The organism is Pseudomonas lurida (assembly GCF_013522705.1).
Classification (GTDB): Bacteria; Pseudomonadota; Gammaproteobacteria; order Pseudomonadales; family Pseudomonadaceae; genus Aquipseudomonas; species Aquipseudomonas quebecensis.
The window spans coordinates 40,475-58,628 of record NZ_JAAMRE010000012.1 but is presented as its reverse complement, the minus strand read 5'-3'; the positions used below and the strand labels follow the sequence as shown (position 1 = coordinate 58,628).

At 62.0% G+C, this 18,154-nt stretch carries 16 protein-coding genes and 1 pseudogene; 11 read left to right on the top strand and 6 right to left on the bottom strand.

The window, feature by feature from the left end:
* Window positions 1-21 precede the first annotated feature (21 nt).
* On the bottom strand, window positions 22-246 hold the full coding sequence (locus G7025_RS12305) for a YgdI/YgdR family lipoprotein (protein ID WP_181079477.1): 225 nt from the start codon (window positions 244-246) through the stop codon (window positions 22-24).
* Window positions 247-433: 187 nt separating this feature from the next.
* Between G7025_RS12305 and G7025_RS12300 the strand changes: the two genes are divergently transcribed.
* Window positions 434-2,083 (top strand): VRR-NUC domain-containing protein, encoded by a 1,650-nt coding sequence (locus G7025_RS12300; RefSeq protein ID WP_181079476.1) that lies wholly within the window; start codon window positions 434-436, stop codon window positions 2,081-2,083.
* A complete protein-coding gene (locus G7025_RS12295) occupies window positions 2,080-4,338 on the top strand; it encodes an ATP-dependent DNA helicase (protein ID WP_181079475.1) in 2,259 nt (752 codons plus the stop codon). Before G7025_RS12300 ends, G7025_RS12295 begins: the two co-directional genes overlap by 4 nt.
* Before the next feature lie 82 nt (window positions 4,339-4,420).
* Here G7025_RS12295 and G7025_RS12290 read toward each other — a convergent pair whose 3' ends face one another.
* Window positions 4,421-5,371, bottom strand: coding sequence for an alpha-E domain-containing protein (locus G7025_RS12290; RefSeq protein WP_181079474.1), 951 nt, complete (start codon window positions 5,369-5,371; stop codon window positions 4,421-4,423).
* Between the two features lie 3 nt (window positions 5,372-5,374).
* A complete protein-coding gene (locus tag G7025_RS12285; RefSeq protein WP_181079473.1) occupies window positions 5,375-6,784 on the bottom strand; it encodes a circularly permuted type 2 ATP-grasp protein in 1,410 nt (469 codons plus the stop codon).
* Between the two features lie 394 nt (window positions 6,785-7,178).
* On the opposite strand from G7025_RS12285, the gene G7025_RS12280 reads away from it, so the two are divergent.
* The 3 genes from G7025_RS12280 (at window position 7,179) to G7025_RS12270 (ending at window position 8,174) form a co-directional block, all read left to right on the top strand.
* The gene (locus tag G7025_RS12280) at window positions 7,179-7,724 is read left to right on the top strand and encodes a hypothetical protein (RefSeq protein ID WP_181079472.1); all 546 of its coding nucleotides are present in this window, start codon (window positions 7,179-7,181) and stop codon (window positions 7,722-7,724) included.
* Window positions 7,725-7,806: 82 nt separating this feature from the next.
* Complete coding sequence (locus G7025_RS12275; RefSeq protein WP_181079471.1) at window positions 7,807-8,019, top strand: hypothetical protein; 213 nt, start codon at window positions 7,807-7,809, stop codon at window positions 8,017-8,019.
* An 11-nt stretch (window positions 8,020-8,030) separates the two neighbouring features.
* Entirely contained in the window at window positions 8,031-8,174 is a 144-nt protein-coding gene (locus tag G7025_RS12270; RefSeq protein ID WP_181079470.1) for a hypothetical protein, read from the top strand.
* Here the strand turns inward: G7025_RS12270 and G7025_RS12265 are convergent.
* Together G7025_RS12265 and G7025_RS12260 are read right to left on the bottom strand one after the other, a co-directional pair.
* Window positions 8,171-9,517 carry a cation:proton antiporter gene (locus G7025_RS12265; RefSeq protein ID WP_181079469.1) on the bottom strand — a complete coding sequence of 449 codons (1,347 nt, stop codon included), beginning with the start codon at window positions 9,515-9,517 and terminating at the stop codon, window positions 8,171-8,173. The two genes, G7025_RS12270 and G7025_RS12265, sit on opposite strands and share 4 nt — an antisense overlap.
* A gap of 85 nt (window positions 9,518-9,602) precedes the next feature.
* On the bottom strand, window positions 9,603-10,454 hold the full coding sequence (locus G7025_RS12260; protein WP_181079468.1) for an AraC family transcriptional regulator: 852 nt from the start codon (window positions 10,452-10,454) through the stop codon (window positions 9,603-9,605).
* A gap of 142 nt (window positions 10,455-10,596) precedes the next feature.
* On the opposite strand from G7025_RS12260, the gene G7025_RS12255 reads away from it, so the two are divergent.
* The 6 genes and pseudogenes from G7025_RS12255 to xylB all read left to right on the top strand — a co-directional run bounded on the left by G7025_RS12255 (window position 10,597) and on the right by xylB (window position 17,697).
* A complete protein-coding gene (locus G7025_RS12255) occupies window positions 10,597-11,397 on the top strand; it encodes an alpha/beta fold hydrolase (RefSeq protein ID WP_181079467.1) in 801 nt (266 codons plus the stop codon).
* 240 nt (window positions 11,398-11,637) lie between these two features.
* Window positions 11,638-13,170, top strand: a complete 1,533-nt coding sequence (locus G7025_RS12250) for a sugar ABC transporter ATP-binding protein (RefSeq protein ID WP_181079466.1) — start codon at window positions 11,638-11,640, stop codon at window positions 13,168-13,170.
* A gap of 13 nt (window positions 13,171-13,183) precedes the next feature.
* Window positions 13,184-14,152, top strand: coding sequence for an ABC transporter permease subunit (locus tag G7025_RS12245; RefSeq protein ID WP_181079546.1), 969 nt, complete (start codon window positions 13,184-13,186; stop codon window positions 14,150-14,152).
* A 34-nt stretch (window positions 14,153-14,186) separates the two neighbouring features.
* Window positions 14,187-15,119, top strand: a complete 933-nt coding sequence (locus G7025_RS12240; protein WP_181079465.1) for an ABC transporter substrate-binding protein — start codon at window positions 14,187-14,189, stop codon at window positions 15,117-15,119.
* A gap of 18 nt (window positions 15,120-15,137) precedes the next feature.
* Window positions 15,138-16,133, top strand: a pseudogene (locus G7025_RS12235) (LacI family DNA-binding transcriptional regulator); the annotation flags it as partial.
* A gap of 16 nt (window positions 16,134-16,149) precedes the next feature.
* Window positions 16,150-17,697, top strand: coding sequence for a xylulokinase (gene xylB / locus G7025_RS12230; protein WP_181079463.1), 1,548 nt, complete (start codon window positions 16,150-16,152; stop codon window positions 17,695-17,697).
* Here the strand turns inward: xylB and G7025_RS12225 are convergent.
* Entirely contained in the window at window positions 17,663-18,106 is a 444-nt protein-coding gene (locus tag G7025_RS12225) for an Lrp/AsnC family transcriptional regulator (protein WP_181079462.1), read from the bottom strand. The two genes, xylB and G7025_RS12225, sit on opposite strands and share 35 nt — an antisense overlap.
* Window positions 18,107-18,154 lie beyond the last annotated feature (48 nt).

Here is an 18,154-nt window from a genome sequence, read left to right as displayed (position 1 = left end):
CCCGCAGGTTTTGGCGGTGGTTCAGTCTTCTTTGCGGACGGTGGCGACTTCATCAGCCTTGACGCGGATGCGCTTGCCGGCGATGTCGGTGAATTCGTAGAACCCGTCGGCGGTCTTGGTTTTCGGCGAATCCTTGGTCAAATACTGCGTGCCGTTTTGCAGCGTCACAACGGTTTGTGTGGAGCAGCCGGCCAATACCAGAAAAGTGAGTGCAACCAGCGGTAGACCCAAATTCTTCATGTTCATAACCCTTACCTTTCACCTTGAAAAACCCCGCGTCACAGGCAGCGGGGCATAAATGTTACGCCATTGGCTTTCCCATCTGATCACTTTTATACAAAAAGTTGCGTGCGCCATTTATCTATTACTGATTGCAACACGGCTTTGACGGCGTCACTCTGTATGCATAACCAGTATTTGATCCTTGCGCGCCATGCCCAGCCCTCTCGACGACCCCCTTTATTACCTGCATAACTTCCGTCAGGTCCTGCATTGGCTGGGGCAGCGCTATGCCGACCTGCTCGATGCGGACGAACAGCATTTCATTCAGCAATTCGACAGGTTGCCCCAGGCGTCCCAGGCTTTGCTGGTGCGCATGGTCATGCGCAAAGGCGTGCACTTTCGCGCGGGCAAGCTCAACTACGTAGAGATTGGCTGCCCGCACGCGGCCGCCAGGCCGTTGTTGGCGTTGGGGTGGGTTGACGCGCACAGTCTATTGGCCTTCGAAGCGCTGTTCGCTTTGCTGCAAAAGAGTGAGTTGCTGGCGACGTTCAAACCCTGGATCGAGCAACCCAAAGGCAAAAAAGCCGACTGGCTGGAGGGGTTGGCCGCTCGGTTTACCCAGCCGCGCAGCTTCGCGCACTGGTGCCCTGAGCTCGGCGATGCGCTGTACAGCCTCACCGTGATGGAGCTATGTGACCGCCTGCGCTTGATGTTTTTTGGCAACCTGCACCAGGACTGGTCCGAATTCGTGCTGGCGGATCTGGGCATCTACACCTATGAAAAAGTTGAGTTCTGCGCCGAATCCCGTGGCCTGCGCAGCCGTGACGACGTGCATGGCTTTCTGTTCCTGCACCAGTGCCAGCAAGCGTTTGAAAGCGGCGAGGCACTGGATGCGATATTGGCCCGTGTCGCCAGCCTGGGCACCGACAACCCATGGCTGGAAAAACGTCGGGCCAAGCTGTTGTTTCAGATAGGCCAATATTGCGAGCGCAGCGCCGAATTGGAGCTGGCGCAGCAGATCTATCGCGCGTGTACCTACCCCGGCGCGCGCGCGCGTTTGATCCGCGTGCTGGAGCGTCAGGAGGATTACGCCCAGGCGTTGGCCCTGGCCAGCGTCGCGCAACAGGCGCCCGAAAGCGCTGCCGAGCAGCAACACCTGCTGCGCGTAGTGCCGCGCCTGCGACGCAAACTCGGTGAGCCGGCGCTGCCCAAACCCAGGGCTCGCCCCGTTACACGCCTGGATCTGGACCTGGCAGTGCCCGACGCGCTGATGTCGGTGGAATACTGCGTGCAGGCCCATCTCAGCGCGCCGGACGCGCCGGTGCATTACGTGGAAAACGGCCTGATCAACTCGCTGTTCGGCCTGCTGTGCTGGGAAGTCATTTTCGCGCCGTTACCGGGGGCGTTTTTCCATCCGTTCCAGCGCGGGCCGGTGGACCTGCACAGCGAAGATTTCCACCAACGCCGCGCGCCGCTGTTCGCCGCGTGTTTCGAGCAGCTGCAGGATGAGCGCTACAAGACCACCATCCGCCAGCGTTACCGCGATAAATGGGGTATCCAGTCACCGTTCGTGTTCTGGAACCTGCTCAACGAAGAGCTGTTGGAACAGGCCCTCGAATGCCTGCCTGCCACCCACCTGTGCCGCTGGTTCGAACGGCTGTTGCTGGACATCCGAGCCAATCGCACGGGCATGCCCGACCTGATCCAGTTCTGGCCCGCGCAAAAGACCTACCGCATGATCGAGGTCAAGGGGCCCGGCGATCGCCTCCAAGACAACCAACTGCGCTGGCTGGAATTCTGTGCTCAATACCAGATGCCCGTCACGGTCTGCTACGTGCGCTGGGCGGAGCAAACCGCTTGAGTTACAGCGTGGCGGTACGCGCCCTGTGTGAGTTCACCGCCAAGGTCGGCGACCTGGACCTGCGTTTTACGCCATCGCCCAGCGCTCAGGAAGGCATCGCCGGCCACCGCACCGTTGCGTCGCGCCGTAGTCCGCACTACCAGAACGAAGTGGCCCTGGAAGGCGAGTACCAGCAACTCAAGGTGCGGGGCAGGGCGGACGGCTACGACCCGGACCGCAATCGCCTGGAAGAAGTCAAAACCTACCGAGGCGACCTTGAGGCCCAACCGGCCAACCACCGCCAGCTGCACTGGGCTCAGGTCAAAGTGTATGGCTGGCTGATGTGCCAGAAGCTGGGCCTGACGCAGATTGATCTGGCGCTGGTCTACTTCGATATCGTCGGCGAGGGCGAGACGCTGCTCAGTCAGCGCTTCGAGGCCGAAGCGCTGCACCTGTTCTTCAACGCGCAATGTGCACGCTTCCTCCATTGGGCACAGCAGGAAATGCAGCACCGCGAAGCGCGTAACCGCACCGCGCAGACCCTGGCGTTCCCCCACGCCGACTTTCGCCCGGGCCAGCGCGCATTGGCCGAATCGGTCTACAAGGCGGTCAGTACCGGCCGTTGCCTGATGGCCCAGGCACCGACGGGCATCGGCAAGACCATCGGCACGATTTTTCCGCTGCTCAAGGCTCTGGCTCCGCGGCAACTGGACAAGGTGTTCTTTCTGACCGCCAAGACCCCTGGCCGCAAACTGGCCCTGGATGCGACCCAGGTGCTGTTTACCCATAGCCCCGACCTGCAATTACGCGTGCTGGAACTGGTGGCGCGGGACAAGGCCTGTGAACACCTGGATAAAGCCTGCCACGGCGAGTCCTGCCCCTTGGCCAGAGGGTTTTACGACCGCTTGCCCGCCGCTCGTCTGGCTGCGTCCCGCCTACGCCTGCTCGACCAGCGCGGTGTGCGCGAGGTGGCCCTGGCTCACGACGTCTGCCCGTATTACCTGAGCCAGGAAATGGCGCGTTGGGCTGACGTGGTGGTAGCGGACTACAACTATTATTTTGACGTCGGCGCCATGTTGTTCGGGCTGGCCCAGCTCAACCAATGGCGCGCTGCGGTGCTGGTGGATGAAGCCCATAACCTGGTGGAGCGTGCGCGTGGAATGTACAGCGCCAGCCTTGATCAGTACCGCCTCAAGACTTTGCGCGACTGCGCACCCGAGGCCCTGAAAAAACCCTTGCAGCGCCTGAACCGCGAGTGGAACGCGCTGCATAAGGCGCAAGTGGCGCCGTATCAGGCGTATGACGCCAGGCCCGACAAGCTGTTGAACGCCCTGAGCCTGTGTGCCAGCGCCATGGGCGATCATTTCAATGAGCATCCCGAGGCCCTGGCGGGCGACCTGCAAGCCTTTTACTTTGACGTGCTGCAATTTGCCAAAGTGGCCGAGCTGTTCAACGAGCACTTTATTTTTGACATCACTAAGCGGTCCTTGGGCGGCAAACGCAGCAGCTCGACCCTGTGCCTGCGCAATGTAGTACCGGCCGAGTTCATCCGCCCACGGTTGACCGCTGCCCGCAGCAGCGTGCTGTTTTCCGCGACCTTGAGCCCACGTCATTACTACGCCGACTTGTTGGGCTTGCCTGCGGATACGGCGTGGATCGACGTGGCATCACCGTTCAAGGCCGAGCAACTGCAGGTTCGCATTGTCGATGAAATCTCGACCCGATTTGCGCACCGCGAGGCTTCACTTGAACCCATCGTCGAGTTGATCGCCCGGCAGTTCGCGCGCGCACCCGGCAATTACCTGGCGTTTTTTTCCAGCTTCGATTATCTGCAGCAAGTGGCGCAGTGTCTGCTCGAGCGGCACCCGCACATCACGCTGTGGCAGCAGTCACGCGGCATGTCCGAGGCCGAGCGCCAGGGCTTTCTCGACCAGTTCACCGAACACAGCCAAGGGGTTGGCTTCGCCGTGCTCGGCGGCGCCTTTGGCGAGGGCATTGACTTGCCTGGCGCGCGGTTGATCGGCGCGTTTATCGCCACCCTGGGCTTGCCGCAATTGAACCCGATCAACGAAGAGATGAAGCGGCGCATGAGTGCGATTTTCGGCGCGGGTTACGACTACACCTACTTGTATCCAGGCCTGCAGAAGGTCGTGCAGGCGGCCGGCAGGGTTATCCGCAGCCAGCAGGACGAAGGTGTGGTGATGTTGATCGACGACCGTTTCGGCGAGGCGCGTGTGCGGCCATTGCTGCCGAGCTGGTGGGCGATATCGTCATAAGAACACCTCCAACGACAGCGCCGCGTTCAAGCGCCTGATGCACTGATCACCTCGCCATTATCGCGAGCGAACCCCTGCGTGATCACACCACTTCAAGGTACGAACGGTGGATTGCCCGCGCCAATTCGCGCACGGTGTCGATGAAATCCGTCAACCTGCTGTGCAGGCCGTCCTCAAGAATTTCGTCGATCCCGGTGTAGCGCAACCGCGCCTCAAACTCCGCCGCCAGCCGTTGCGCCGTGCGCCCGTAGCTGCCTGGCAGGTCCGCCAGGATCTGGCTCAGTTCCTCGATGCAGGCGTGCAACGAACGCGGTACGTCGCTGCGTAACAACAGCAACTCCGAGACCGAGCGGGCATTCAGCGCATTGGGGTACAGCTGCGTGTAGGCCTCAAAAGACGACAACGCACGGAGCAGGGCGCTCCACTGGTAGTACCCGCGCGCCGACAGATCGCTGACCTCTTCGGACTCTTCGCCAAACATCTCATAGCGCGCATCCAGCAGGCGCAACGTGTTGTCTGCGCGCTCGACAAAGGTGCCCAGGCGAATGAAACGATAGGCGTCGTTGCGCATGATGGTGCCTGAGGTTGCGCCGCGAAACAGGTGCGAACGCTGCTTGACCCAGTCACAGAAATGGCTGATGCCGTGTCGGGCCAGGCCGCCGGCGGCGATGCTGCGCATTTCCAACCAGGTGGCGTTGAGGTTTTCCCACATGTCGGCAGTGATACGCCCGCGTACCGCATGGGCATTGCCGCGCGCGGCCCGCAGGCAGTTGTAGATACTGGCCGGGTTTTCCTCGTCGAGCGCGAAGAAGTGCAGCATGCGCTCGGCATCCAGTTGACTGTGGCGTTCCAGATAGCTGTCCAGCGTGCCGCTGCTGAGCAACGACATGGCCAGTTCGTCCAGGCCGTCGCTGCGCCCGGCCTGGGGCATCAATGACAGCGAATAACTGACTTCGAGCATGCGCGCCAGGTTCTCGGCGCGCTCCAGGTAGCGCGACATCCAGTACAGGTCTGCGGCGGTTCTACTTAACATGATTCAGCCCTCCACCACCCAGGTGTCCTTGGTTCCGCCGCCTTGCGACGAGTTGACGATCAACGAGCCTTCCTTGAGGGCGACGCGGGTAAGCCCGCCCGGCACCAGGCGAGTCTCCTTGCCCGACAGCACGAACGGCCGCAGGTCGATATGCCTGGGGGCGATGCCATTTTCGACAAAGGTCGGGCAAGTCGACAGGCTCAGGGTCGGTTGGGCGATGTACGCATGCGGGCGAGCCTTGATGCGCTGGCGGAAATCGTCGATCTCAGCAGCGGTGGACGCCGGGCCGACCAGCATGCCGTAGCCGCCGGAGCCCTGGGTCTCCTTGACCACCAGTTGCTCAAGGTTGGCCAGCACGTGGGACAGCTCCGCCGGTTTGCGGCACTGAAAGGTCGGCACGTTCTGCAGCACCGGTTCTTCTTCCAGGTAAAAACGGATCATGTCGGGCACATACGGGTAGATAGACTTGTCATCGGCAACGCCGGTGCCGATAGCATTGGCGAGCACCACATTACCGGCGCAATAGGCCGCAACCAGGCCAGGTACGCCGAGCATTGATTCGGGGTTGAACGCCTGCGGGTCGAGGAACGCATCGTCGATGCGCCGGTAGATCACGTCGACAGCCTTGGGCCCGTCGGTGGTGCGCATGAACACCTTGAGGTCATGCACGAACAAGTCGGCGCCTTCCACCAGCTCAACCCCCATTTCCCGCGCGAGAAAGGCATGTTCGAAAAACGCGCTGTTGAAGCGGCCAGGGGTGAGCACCACCACGTTGGGGTTGTCCAGGCGACTGGAACTCTTGAGGGTCTTGAGCAAAAGGTTGGGGTAATGATCCACCGGGGCGATACGCTGCCTGGCGAACACTTCCGGGAACAACCGCATCATCATCTTGCGGTCTTCGAGCATGTAGCTCACGCCGCTGGGCGTGCGCAGGTTGTCTTCCAGCACGTAATAAGTGCCGTCGCCATCACGAACCAGGTCGACACCGGAGATGTGCGAGTAGATATCGCGGTGCAGGTCCAGGCCGACCATCGCCTTCTGGTAACCCTCGTTGCCCAGTACCTGATCCGCCGGAATAATACCGGCCTTGATGATGCGCTGATCGTGGTAGATATCGGCGAGAAACAGGTTCAGCGCGTTGACGCGCTGGATACACCCGCGTTCGATCATGCTCCACTCAACCGCGGGAATGCTGCGGGGGATGATGTCGAAGGGGATCAGGCGCTCGGTGTCCTGCTCATCGCCGTACAGAGTGAACGTGATCCCGGCGCGGTGAAACAGCAGATCGGCTTCGCGACGACGCTGGGCCAGCAGTTCCGGCGGCGTATTGGCCAGCCAGCGGGAGAAATCCTGATAGTGCGCACGGCACACACCGTTTGCATCATTCATTTCATCAAAGAAAGATCGAGCCATTCCAGTACCTTGTCAGTGCCCGTGGCTAAGCAAGCGGCACTGCCGTTTTAAAAAACGCATGTTTTTATGAGCCCGTGGCGTACAGCGGCAGCGGGCCTGGACCTTACTTTCCGAGGATGTAGGCTCTGGGTGGGGTAGTTACCAATGCTCCTGTTTGCAAACAGATGAATCCATAAAGCAATGCCTGTGCCGAAACCCCTCTGTCCGCCTGCCGCTCGCCCCGTAGTGAGCGAGCTTGATAGCGTCGAAGCCCCCCATCCACCCACCCACACCCCAACTCGGTGCAAGCCGACTCACCCGGAAAAAACGCGCACCACTCCAGTGCACAACAAACTTGAACTCCCTACCCACCCCTTTCGTCTAACTAGGCCTATACACCCCGTGGACCACCCCCGTGCCCAGAATTATCTCCCCCGATACCCCGGAAACGGCGTTGACCGACCACAGCGAACACAACGCCAAGATCTTCGGCTCGCCCAAGGACCGCCTGGACTTCTACCGTCGCGAGATCCAGTACGAAACGTCCATCCTGGCCAACCGTACCGACGCCTACCTCACCGCCCAATCGTTCCTGGTCATCGCCTTCGTGTCCGGCATGGGCAATCTCAACCCCGAGTGGGGCAAGCTGTTCACCCTGATCGTGCCGCTGTTCCTGGCACTGCTGGGCATCCTCAGCTCGCTCAATGCCTGGCCAGGCATTCGCGCCGCGTACGACATCATCGATCACTGGCACTTCAAGCAGAGCCAATTGCTGCACAGCGAGCCGGTAATGGGCCTTGCCTATGACGAGTCGCCGCTGTTTTCCGAGCGCGAGTCTTCCCATAAGGGCTATCGCAAATCCCTGTTGTTTTCCGTGCGGACACCGTGGATTTTCATGGTGTTCTGGATTCTGCTGGGGGCCTATGCGTTCTACATCCAAGTGGATAACCCTGGCTCGTAAGCAATTTGAACTTCAACGCCGCTCACGGAACCTTAGCTTTACGCAGCACGTGATTTTCCTGATAACTGCGAAGAGGTGAGCCATGAGTGACAGCAACGATCCCCAAGTCAGCGGCCGTAACGATCCCGCCATCGACGGTGGCGAACCCGCCCCGGCCACGGGTGCCGACGCGCCCAAAGACACCGATGCTCCCACCGATCCGAAGGCCAGGGACAACGACTTCAGCCCCGACTTCAAGCCGGAACCTGAGCACAAGCCCGACACCGACGCCGATATCGATACTCAGGGCGGCTAAAGGAGACAGTCATGTCAAAAGAACTGGAAGAAGAACTCAACGATCCAGGCAATGAAGATCCCGGCTCACTGATGGACGATGCCGAGGTGCCTTTGAACGATCTGGACGATGCCGCCGACGTCGGCAACACCGAACTGACGGACCCTGCGCCTTAAGCCCGCGCAGGGTTTTTTCGTTCATACCAGGCCAGCATGGGCTGGGTACTCAGCCCATGAACCACGATGCTCAACGCAATGACCGAGACTGTCAGGTTTACCGCCACCGCGCTGCTCGTACCCACCAACCCATGGTTGAGCGCATAGAACAGGTAGTAAATACTGCCGATCCCGCGGATCCCGAACCAGCCCATCAGGCCTCGCTGGCGCACATCGATCAGCCGGCCCCACGGCATCGCCAGTACGCTCAGTGGCCGCACCACACAGAACAGCAGCGCCGCCACCGGCAGTGCGCGCCAATCCCAGTGACTGATCAGCACGATCCCGAGCAAGGTCACCAGAAAGACTTCCATCGAACGTTCCACCAGGCTTCCGAAGGACAGCATGTCGCCCATCATCACGCCTGCGGCGATCTGCGTTTCCTCAAGCTCCGTGACGTCGCCCTGCAGGGCCCGCTCAGGCTCCACTTCCAGATGGCCCACCACCGGCAGAGCCAGGTGTTCCGAGGGCGTCGATGAATTGCCCGTGGACCTGAATTCAGCCTGGCGCAGGCCCAGCCCCGCCGCGAATACCGACAGGAAACCGTAGCCACCGACGGCCTCGGCCGCCACGTACGCCAAGGCAATCAACGCCAGCGTCAGGTAGTCGTTGGGTGAAAGTGTGCTGTCTGAATGGGTGATACGCAGCCACAGGGTCACGCGGCCGATGCCCCGGCCCATCCAATAGCCGATCAGCAACCCGCTCGGCACGGCCCACAGCAAATTCTTCATCAGCCAGCCGCCGAGCCAGTCGCCTTCAAACCCGCCGTGCTGCATGAACAGCAGCGCGAAGATCACAAACGGAAACGCCGTGCCATCGTTCAAACCCGCCTCGCCGGACAGGCCAAAGCGCAGCGCGTCATAGTCCTGTGCATCGTTCACCTGGACCAGCCCCGCCAATACCGGATCGGTCGGCGCAAGAATGGCGCCCACCAGCAGCGACACGCCCCAGGACAGATCGAACAGATAATGCAGCCCCAGGCACACGCCGAGGATAGTCAGCAGCATCACCGGACCCGCCATGCCAAAGGCGACGCGCCAGGTGCGATGTTTGAGCGGCAGGCGCAGCTTCAGGCCGCTGACGAACAGAGAGAACAGCACCGCGACTTCGGTCAGGTGCTCCATCCAGCGCGCAGAGCCTTTGATATCCAGGTCCAGCAGGTCGATGCCCAATGGGCCGATGGCGATCCCCAGCAACAGGCATACCGCCGAAGTCGTGACCGGCATCCAGCGCAGGTAGGAAGAGGTGAGGGCAAGGGTCAGTAACACTGCGCCCAATACGGCCATCCATAAAATAAACGTCATCAGTGTGTACCGGGCCGTGGTCTATCCAGGTTGGAGGACCCTGGCTCGGTACTGGTTCAAACTGGTTGGCCCAGGCCCCGATACGTTATCCGGGCGTTACGGCGGGCTGCTCCGGACCCTGCAGGTGCTGCTGTTGCCATTCGCGCGGGCTGGTGCCGATCTTGCGCCGGAACGCACGGGCCAACGCCGAGGGGCTTTCATAGCCGACTTCATCGGCGATCAGCGCAATGGGGCGCCCCTCGCGCAGGCGCTTCTGGGCCAGGCTCACACGCCAGCTCAGCACATAATCGGCAGGCGTCTGGCCCACCACTTTATGAAAATGCGCGGCGAAACTGGCGCGTGACATATTCGATTGCACCGCCATTTCCTGCACGGTCCATGCACGTTCCGGGTGGTTGTGCAGCAGCGTCATCGCCCGTGCCAGGCGCAGGTCGGCCAGCCCCGACATCATTCCGGTGGTCATGCTGTGATAGGCCATCATGTGGCGCAGGAACTGGATCACCATCAGCTCGAACAGGCGGTTCATCACGGCCTCGCGTCCGCAGTGTTCGGCGAAGGCTTCGCTGAACAGCCAGTCGAGTGTGCCGGCAATCATCGGGATGTCCTTGAGGGGCATGCTGATCGAATCGGTCAGCGCAACCGACAACGGGTTGTCCAGCCCACCATCGAAACGCAGCGAAGCGGCCACCACCTCGGCGCGGTCCGCTTTGGTTGCCACCAGCCGATGGGGCAGGGCCCGTGGTATCAGGATCAGGCTTGGCTCGTCCACGCGCTGTACACCAGCGGGCATTTCCAGGCAGGCCCGGCCTTCCTTGAGCAGGTAAACCCGTCCGCGTTGGTGTGCCTGCGTGCCTTCCAAGGCATCAAGCAGTGGCCCGCTATGAAAGGTATCGGCGCCGATGCCGAAGTGAACGAGCAAGGTGGATAAACGATCCATGGGTCACCTGACGAAGTGGAAGAATGCCTTTAGACGATCTGCACGATATCGTCGACTATTAGCCTCCGTTTGTAAAATGCCTTCGGGCATCATGGCCTCACGTTCAACGCCTTGAGCGCCATCCCTAAAGGAGCAAATAGCCATGAAACTCTTCACGTTCTCCCGCGTTGCCGCCGCCCTGTTCTCTGGCGCACTGACATTGGGTGTAGCCACTGCAGGCGTCGCCGCCCCGCAGAAAGCCACCGTGGTTCTGGTGCACGGCGCTTTCGCCGACGCCTCCAGCTGGAATGGCGTGATCGCCGGGCTCAAGGCCGAAGGCTATCCGGTCATCGCCGTGGCCAACCCACTGCGCAGTGTGAAGACCGATTCGGACTATGTCGCCGATATCGTTGAACATACTCAAGGGCCGGTCATCCTGGTGGGGCACTCCTATGGCGGTTCGGTAATCTCCAATGCCGTGCACGGCAGCAACAAGGTCAAGGCCCTGGTATACGTCGCCGCCTTCGCCCCGGAGAAGGGCGAGACAGCCTTTGAACTGTCCGGTCGTTACCCAGGCGGCACCCTCGGCCCGACCCTGGACAAGCCGGTGGTATCCAAGGACGGCGTGACCGACCTGTATATTCAGCAAGACAAATTCAACAGCCAGTTCGCCGCCGATGTGTCGCCACGCGAAGCTCAGCTGATGGCGGCCGGGCAACGTCCGATCACCGAGGCTGCGCTGAAAGAACCGTCGGGTGACCCGGCCTGGAAGACCGTGCCGTCCTATTTCATCTACGGCTCGGCGGACAAAAACATTCCCGAGGCTGCGCTCACTTTCATGGCCAACCGCGCGGGCTCGAAGGAAACCGTCGAGATCAAGGGCGCCTCCCACGTGGTGATGGTCTCCAACCCGGCGCGAGTGGTGGCGATCATCAACGATGCGGCGAAGGCGAACGCTCAGTAACCGCGCAAGGTGAGCAATCTGCAAGTGGCCAGCGAGCGAGCTGCCTGGCCACGCGCACCGCGCTCGGCGTTGAATAAATTCGAGATCTAAGTGATTGTTGCGGTGAAGAAACGTTTCACCCAGCGATAAATGGACGACGCAAGCGCTTGCGTAAGCAAATGTATCTGATTAGAGTCGGTGGCAATCGGCTCCGATTCAAAAGGGCTGAACGACAAAAATAATAAAACCAGGAGCTCAGCCATGAGCCTTGAACCCTTGCTTGAGATGCAGGGCATCAGCAAGACCTTCAATGGTCTGCGCGTGCTCAAGAATGTCGGCCTGAAGGTTTACCCCGGCGAAATCCACGCGTTGATGGGGGAAAACGGCGCCGGCAAATCCACCCTGATGAAAATCCTCTCCGGCGCTTACCAGGCCGACCCCGGCGGAGAAATCCGCATTGGCGGCCAGCCCGTCGCGACCTTTACACCCGCTACCGCCAAAGCCCTCGGCATCGCCGTGATCTACCAGGAACTGAGCCTGTGCCCGAACCTGAGCGTGGCCGAGAATATTTACCTGGGCCGCGAACTGCGGCGTGGCTGGACCATCGATCGCAAAGGCATGCAGGACGGCTGCGTCGAGGTGCTGCAACGCTTGGGCGCCGAGTTCACTCCGGCCACACGGGTCAGCAGCCTGTCGATCGCCGAGCGCCAACTGGTGGAAATCGCCCGCGCCTTGCATGCCCACGCCAAGATCCTGGTGATGGACGAACCCACCACGCCGCTGTCGTCCCGCGAGACTGATCGCCTGTTCGCGCTGATCAAACACTTGCGCGGCCAGGGCCTGGCGATTATCTACATCAGCCACCGCATGGCCGAGATCTACGAGCTGTCGGACCGCGTATCGGTGCTGCGCGACGGCCAGTACATCGGCGAATTGACTCGCGAGGGGCTGTCGGCCGAGGTGCTGGTGAAAATGATGGTGGGGCGCGACCTGTCGGGCTTCTACAAAAAGGACCACGCCGCGTACGACCCCGGCGCCGTGGTCATGCGCGTGCGCGACATGGCCGACGGCAAACGCGTGCGAAGGTGCAGTTTCGACCTGCACGCCGGTGAAGTGCTGGGCATCGCCGGGCTGGTGGGGGCAGGGCGCACTGAGCTGGCGCGGCTGATCTTCGCCGCCGACCCGCGCACCAGTGGCACCCTGGAAGTGGTGGGCAAGACCGTCACAGCATTGCGCACCCCGGCCGATGCGATTCGCGCCGGCGTGGTGTACCTCACCGAAGACCGCAAGGCCCAGGGCCTGTTCCTGGACATGAGCGTGGCCGACAACATCAACGTCTGCGCGTGTGTACCGGATGCCCGTGCCGGGGGCGTTCTTGACCGGGCGCACGCCGCGCAACGCTCGAATGACGCGATCAAGTCGCTGTCGATCCGCGTGGCGTCGGGCAAGGTCAATGTCGGCGCGTTGTCCGGAGGCAATCAGCAGAAGGTATTGCTGGCGCGCCTGCTGGAGGTCAAGCCTCATGTGCTGATCCTCGACGAACCCACGCGCGGCGTGGATATCGGTTCGAAGTCCGAGATCTACCGCATCATCAATCAGTTGGCGCTGGCCGGAGTGGGCATTGTGGTGATTTCCAGCGAGCTGCCGGAAATCATCGGCACCTGCGACCGCGTGCTGATCATGCGCGAAGGCCAATTGGTGGCCGAAGTCGGCGGGGCTTCCGGCCACGCTATTTCCCAGGAACGTATTATCGACCTCGCCACCGGTGGCGATCAGGTGGCTGCCCATGGCTGACTCAAACAACACAATGACACTCCCCACGCCGGGCAGGGCCGAACGGGCCCGCGAGCTGATGCGCACGGTCGGCATGTTGCCCGTGCTGGTCCTGCTGCTGGTGGGCTTCGCCCTGGCCAGTGAAAACTTCCTGACGATGCAGAACCTGTCGATCATCACGCAGCAGGCCTCGGTAAACGTGGTGCTGGCGGCGGGCATGACCTTTGTGATTCTCACCGCCGGCATCGACCTGTCGGTGGGCGCGATCCTGGCGGCGTCGGCGGTGGTGGCGCTGCAGGCATCGATGTCGCCGCAGTTCGGTATGTTCGGGATCGCCGCCGGTATCGGCTTCGGCCTGTTGCTCGGTCTGGTCAACGGCGGCCTGATCGCCTTCATGCGCCTGCCGCCGTTTATCGTCACCCTCGGTGCGCTCACTGCCATGCGCGGCCTGGCGCGGCTATTGGCGGATGACAAGACCGTGTTCAATCCTGACCTGCCGTTTGCGTTTATCGGCAACGACTCGATCCTCGGCGTGCCGTGGCTGGTGGTGATTGCGGTGGCCGTGGTGGTCCTGTCGTGGTTCATTCTGCGGCGCACGGTGATGGGCGTGCAGATCTATTCGGTGGGCGGTAACCCGGAAGCGGCGCGGCTGTCGGGGATTAAGGTGTGGAAGGTGTTGCTGTTCGTCTATGCCATGTCCGGCGCGCTGGCCGGGCTGGGCGCGGTGATGAGCGCTTCACGCCTGTTTGCCGCCAATGGCCTGCAACTCGGGCAGTCCTACGAGCTGGACGCGATTGCCGCGGTGATCCTCGGCGGCACCAGCTTTACCGGCGGCGTCGGCACCATCGGTGGCACGCTGATCGGCGCGCTGATCATCGCCGTGCTCACCAACGGCCTGGTGCTGCTGGGGGTGTCGGATATCTGGCAATACATCATCAAAGGCATCGTGATCATTGGCGCGGTGGCGCTGGACCGTTATCGCCAGTCCGGCGCACGGACCTGAATGACCTTCTACAACAATCACAAGAGAGAAGCGCATGAACTTTAAACGTATCGTTCCCGTCATCGCCCTGGCTGCCCTGATGTCCCAGGCCGTACAGGCCCGTGAACTCAAAGCGGTGGGCATCAGCATGGGCTCGCTGGGCAATCCGTATTTCGTGACCCTGGCCGACGGTGCCACCGCGAGGGCCAAGGCGTTGAATCCCAACGTCAAGGTCACCTCGGTGTCCGCCGACTACGACTTGAGCAAACAGTTTTCCCAGATCGACAACTTCATTTCGTCCAAGGTCGACCTCATCCTGCTCAACGCCGTCGACCCATCGGCCATGGCCTCGGCCATCAAGAAAGCGCGTGACGCCGGTATCGTCGTAGTCGCCGTGGATGTGGACGCCAAAGGCGTGAACGCCACCGTGCAGACCGACAACGTCGAAGCCGGCAAGCTGGCCTGCCAATACCTGGTGGACAAGCTCTCGGGCAAAGGCAATGTGATTATCCAGAACGGCCCGCAGGTCACCGCCGTGACCGACCGCGTCAAGGGCTGCAAGACTGCGCTGGCGGCTGCGCCGGACATCAAGGTGCTGTCCGACGATCAGGACGGCAAAGGTTCGCGCGAAGGCGGCCTGAATGTGATGCAGGGTTACCTCACCCGCTTCCCGAAAATCGACGGCCTGTTTGCGATCAACGATCCGCAAGCCATCGGCAGCGACCTGGCGGCCAGGCAGCTCAAGCGCAGCGGCATCATCATCACCTCCGTCGACGGCGCGCCGGATATCGAGAACGCGTTGAAGACCGACACCCAGATCCAGGCCTCCGCCAGCCAGGACCCGTGGGCCATGGCCCAGACCGCCGTGGACGTAGGTAACGCCATTCTCAATGACAACGCCCCGGCCGACGCGGTGACGTTGCTCACGCCGAAACTGATCACCCGTGACAACGTCGGCACCTACAGCGGCTGGTCGAGCAAACACTGAGTTCGCCGGAGGAAGCGTGCCATGGTCACCATGGACGATGTGGCAAGCCGCGCCGGGGTGTCGACTTCAACCGTGTCCCATGTGGTGAACGGCACCCGTAAAGTCAGCGAGGCGACGGTGCTGGCGGTGCAGCGCGCGATCCAGGATCTGGGTTATATCCCCAACACCCTGGCGCGCTCGCTGGCCCGCTCCAGCACCAGCACCATTGGCGTGGCGATTTCGGCGCTGTCCAATCACTACTTCAGCGAAACCGTGCACGCGATTGAAGCCGAGTGCGCCAAGCACGGCTACATGATGCTGTTTGTCGACACCCACGATGACCCGGAACAAGAGTTGCGGGTCGTGACCGCGCTGCATCATCGGCGGGTCGACGGTATTGTGCTGGCGCCGTCGAATGGGTCCCTGGCCCTGGAATACCTGCGTGCCAACGAGATTCCGGCGGTGCTGGTGGATCGGATGATGAGCGCGCAGTTCGACCAGGTCGGGGTGGAAAACGCGCGGTCCACGCAAACCCTGATCGAACACCTGATAAGCCACGGTCACCGCCGTATCGGCTTTATCGCCGGGCGCGCGGGGTTCAGTACCACGGATGAGCGGGTGGCCGGGTACACGGCCGCGTTGCAGGCGGCGGGGTTGGCATTTGATCCGCAGCTGTTGGTCAACGGCGGTTCCAGTACGGAACCTGCTCGTCAGGCCACGGTGCAACTGTTGGGCCTGGCGTCGCCACCGACGGCGATCATGGCCGGTAATAACTTGATGACCCTGGGCGCCATGCACGCTCTGCGTGATGCGCAACTGGAGGTCCCGGCGCAGATGGCGTTGGTGGGGTTTGATGATTTTGACTGGGCGGACTTTTTCGTGCCGCGATTAACCCTGATCGCCCAGCCCGTGCAGGCATTGGGCGCCCAGGCGGTCAACCTGCTGCTGCAACGCATGGCGTCGCCCGCCGCGCCCACTCAGTGCGCGCGTCTGGCACCGACCCTGCGACTGCGCAATTCCTGTGGCTGTCACTGATTGGAATCACATACGTATGAACAGTCCGGTTTCCCTCGGCATCGATCTGGGCACTTCTGAACTCAAGGCCATCCTGATGGACCTCGACGGCAACTTACTGGCCCATGCCGGTGTGCGTTTGAGCGTGTCGCGCCGGCAGAGCGGCTGGTCCGAGCAGGCCCCGCAGGATTGGTGGCAGGCCTGCGTGCAGGCGCTGACCCAACTGCGCGGCCATCCGGCGTATGCCCAGGTGACCTGTATCGGCCTGTCCGGGCAGATGCATGGCGCGGTACTCTTGGGTGCGGACGACCAGGTGCTGTATCCGGCAATCCTGTGGGATGACTCCCGTGCCGTGGCCGAGGCAGAACGCTTGGGCGCCGAGTTTGCCGATGTCACCGGCAGCCTGCCGATGGCCGGGCTTACCGCACCGAAGTTAGTGTGGCTGCAAGAGCACGAGCCCGAGGTGTTCAAGGCCATTGATTGTGTGTTGTCGCCCAAGGACTACCTGCGCTTGCGCCTGACCGGCGAACGCATCAGCGAGATGTCCGATGCCGCCGGCACACTGTGGCTGGATGTCGCCCGGCGCGAGTGGTTCACGCCAATGCTGCGCGCTACAGGCCTGGCGCCGTGGCAGATGCCCCGCCTGGTAGAGGGCGGGGCGGCGAGTGCACGGTTGACTGCGATGGACCTGGGGCTGTCGCCCGACGTGGTGATTGCCGGCGGTGGCGGCGATAACCCGGTGGCGGCGGTGGGCATCGGTGCCATTCACGCCGGTGACGGGTTCATTACCCTGGGCACCAGCGCGGCCATCGTCTCGATCACCGATCACGCCGCCGGCAACCCGGCCAGTGCGGTGCATAGCTTCTGCCATGCGCTGCCGGATCGCTGGTACACCATGGGCGCCATGCTCGCCGGCGCCAGTTGCCTGCGTTGGGTTACGCGGCTGCTGGGCATGCCCGACGAGCAGGCCTTGCTGGATCAGGTGCAGGCACACTTGCCGATGGGCCAGGTGGTGCCGCTGTGCACGCCGTTATTCCTGCCGTACCTGGCCGGTGAACGCACGCCCCACAACGACCCCCTGTTACGCGGCGGCTTTATGGGCCTGGGCCATGACTGCACGCCGGCGATGCTTGGTTATGCGGTGATGGAAGGCGTCGGCTTCGGCCTGCTGGATGCGCTGCATGCCGTGCAATCGGCCGGCGCCCAGGTCGGCGCCTGCGCGTTGGTAGGCGGCGGCGCGCGCAGCGAGTATTGGGCGCAGTTGCTGGCCAATATCCTGCAACGGGAGATCTACACGTTGCACGGCAGCGAACTGAGCGCCTGCATCGGCGCAGCGAAACTGGGGTTTATGGCGGTGGGCGAGGGCGCGGACTTGCTGGCGGCAGGCATGCCGATCAAGGCGCGTTACTTGCCGGATGCGACGCAGCGCGCTGTGCTGCAGGCGCGCTATCGGCAGTTTCAAGGGCTCCTGGGCGCTGCAATGTGGAAGGGGCTTACCCCCGGTAGCCGTACAGAGATGTCTACTGCCAACGCCTTGGTTTCTGGTGATCTTACTGATCCGCCAACGGCGGGAGTCGGCGTTTGACCGGCGTTTTCTTGACGATGGCGGTGTTGGTTTCGGCATACGCGTTGAGACGGTCGAGAAGCGTGTCCAGATGGTCCATGGTGCGCACGTGCAGGCGCGCGATAAAGCAGTCTTCGCCGGTAACCTTGTCGCACTCGGTGAATTCGGGGATCGCCTGGATCTGACGTTCCACCTCCTGCAATTTGCCCGGCAGCGGGCGGATGCGCACGATGGCCTGCAGCAAATAGCCGAAGTGCCTGGGGTCGATGGCGACGGTGTAGTGAGTGAGCACGCCGCGCTCTTCAAGGCGGCGCAGGCGTTCGCCCACGCTCGGGGACGACAGCCCGGTAAGGCCCGCCAGGGCTTTGAGAGACAGGCGCGAGTCGTCCATCAAAGCGGTGATCAGTTGCTGGTCGATGCTGTCGATCATGCGGTTTGCCTAATAAATAAAGGTGAACGAGGGGTTTGGCCTTTTTCA

Excerpts from the sequence above, each read along its gene's own strand:
- G7025_RS12305 (WP_181079477.1), bottom strand. The coding sequence starts at position 246 with ATGAACATGAAGAATTTGGGTCTACCGCTGGTTGCACTCACTTTTCTG.
- G7025_RS12275 (WP_181079471.1), top strand. The coding sequence starts at position 7,807 with ATGAGTGACAGCAACGATCCCCAAGTCAGCGGCCGTAACGATCCCGCC.
- G7025_RS12250 (WP_181079466.1), top strand. The coding sequence starts at position 11,638 with ATGAGCCTTGAACCCTTGCTTGAGATGCAGGGCATCAGCAAGACCTTC.
- G7025_RS12260 (WP_181079468.1), bottom strand. The coding sequence starts at position 10,454 with ATGGATCGTTTATCCACCTTGCTCGTTCACTTCGGCATCGGCGCCGAT.
- G7025_RS12270 (WP_181079470.1), top strand. The coding sequence starts at position 8,031 with ATGTCAAAAGAACTGGAAGAAGAACTCAACGATCCAGGCAATGAAGAT.
- G7025_RS12240 (WP_181079465.1), top strand. The coding sequence starts at position 14,187 with ATGAACTTTAAACGTATCGTTCCCGTCATCGCCCTGGCTGCCCTGATG.
- G7025_RS12245 (WP_181079546.1), top strand. The coding sequence starts at position 13,184 with ATGACACTCCCCACGCCGGGCAGGGCCGAACGGGCCCGCGAGCTGATG.
- G7025_RS12225 (WP_181079462.1), bottom strand. The coding sequence starts at position 18,106 with ATGATCGACAGCATCGACCAGCAACTGATCACCGCTTTGATGGACGAC.
- G7025_RS12265 (WP_181079469.1), bottom strand. The coding sequence starts at position 9,517 with ATGACGTTTATTTTATGGATGGCCGTATTGGGCGCAGTGTTACTGACC.
- G7025_RS12255 (WP_181079467.1), top strand. The coding sequence starts at position 10,597 with ATGAAACTCTTCACGTTCTCCCGCGTTGCCGCCGCCCTGTTCTCTGGC.
- G7025_RS12300 (WP_181079476.1), top strand. The coding sequence starts at position 434 with ATGCCCAGCCCTCTCGACGACCCCCTTTATTACCTGCATAACTTCCGT.
- G7025_RS12290 (WP_181079474.1), bottom strand. The coding sequence starts at position 5,371 with ATGTTAAGTAGAACCGCCGCAGACCTGTACTGGATGTCGCGCTACCTG.
- G7025_RS12285 (WP_181079473.1), bottom strand. The coding sequence starts at position 6,784 with ATGGCTCGATCTTTCTTTGATGAAATGAATGATGCAAACGGTGTGTGC.
- xylB (WP_181079463.1), top strand. The coding sequence starts at position 16,150 with ATGAACAGTCCGGTTTCCCTCGGCATCGATCTGGGCACTTCTGAACTC.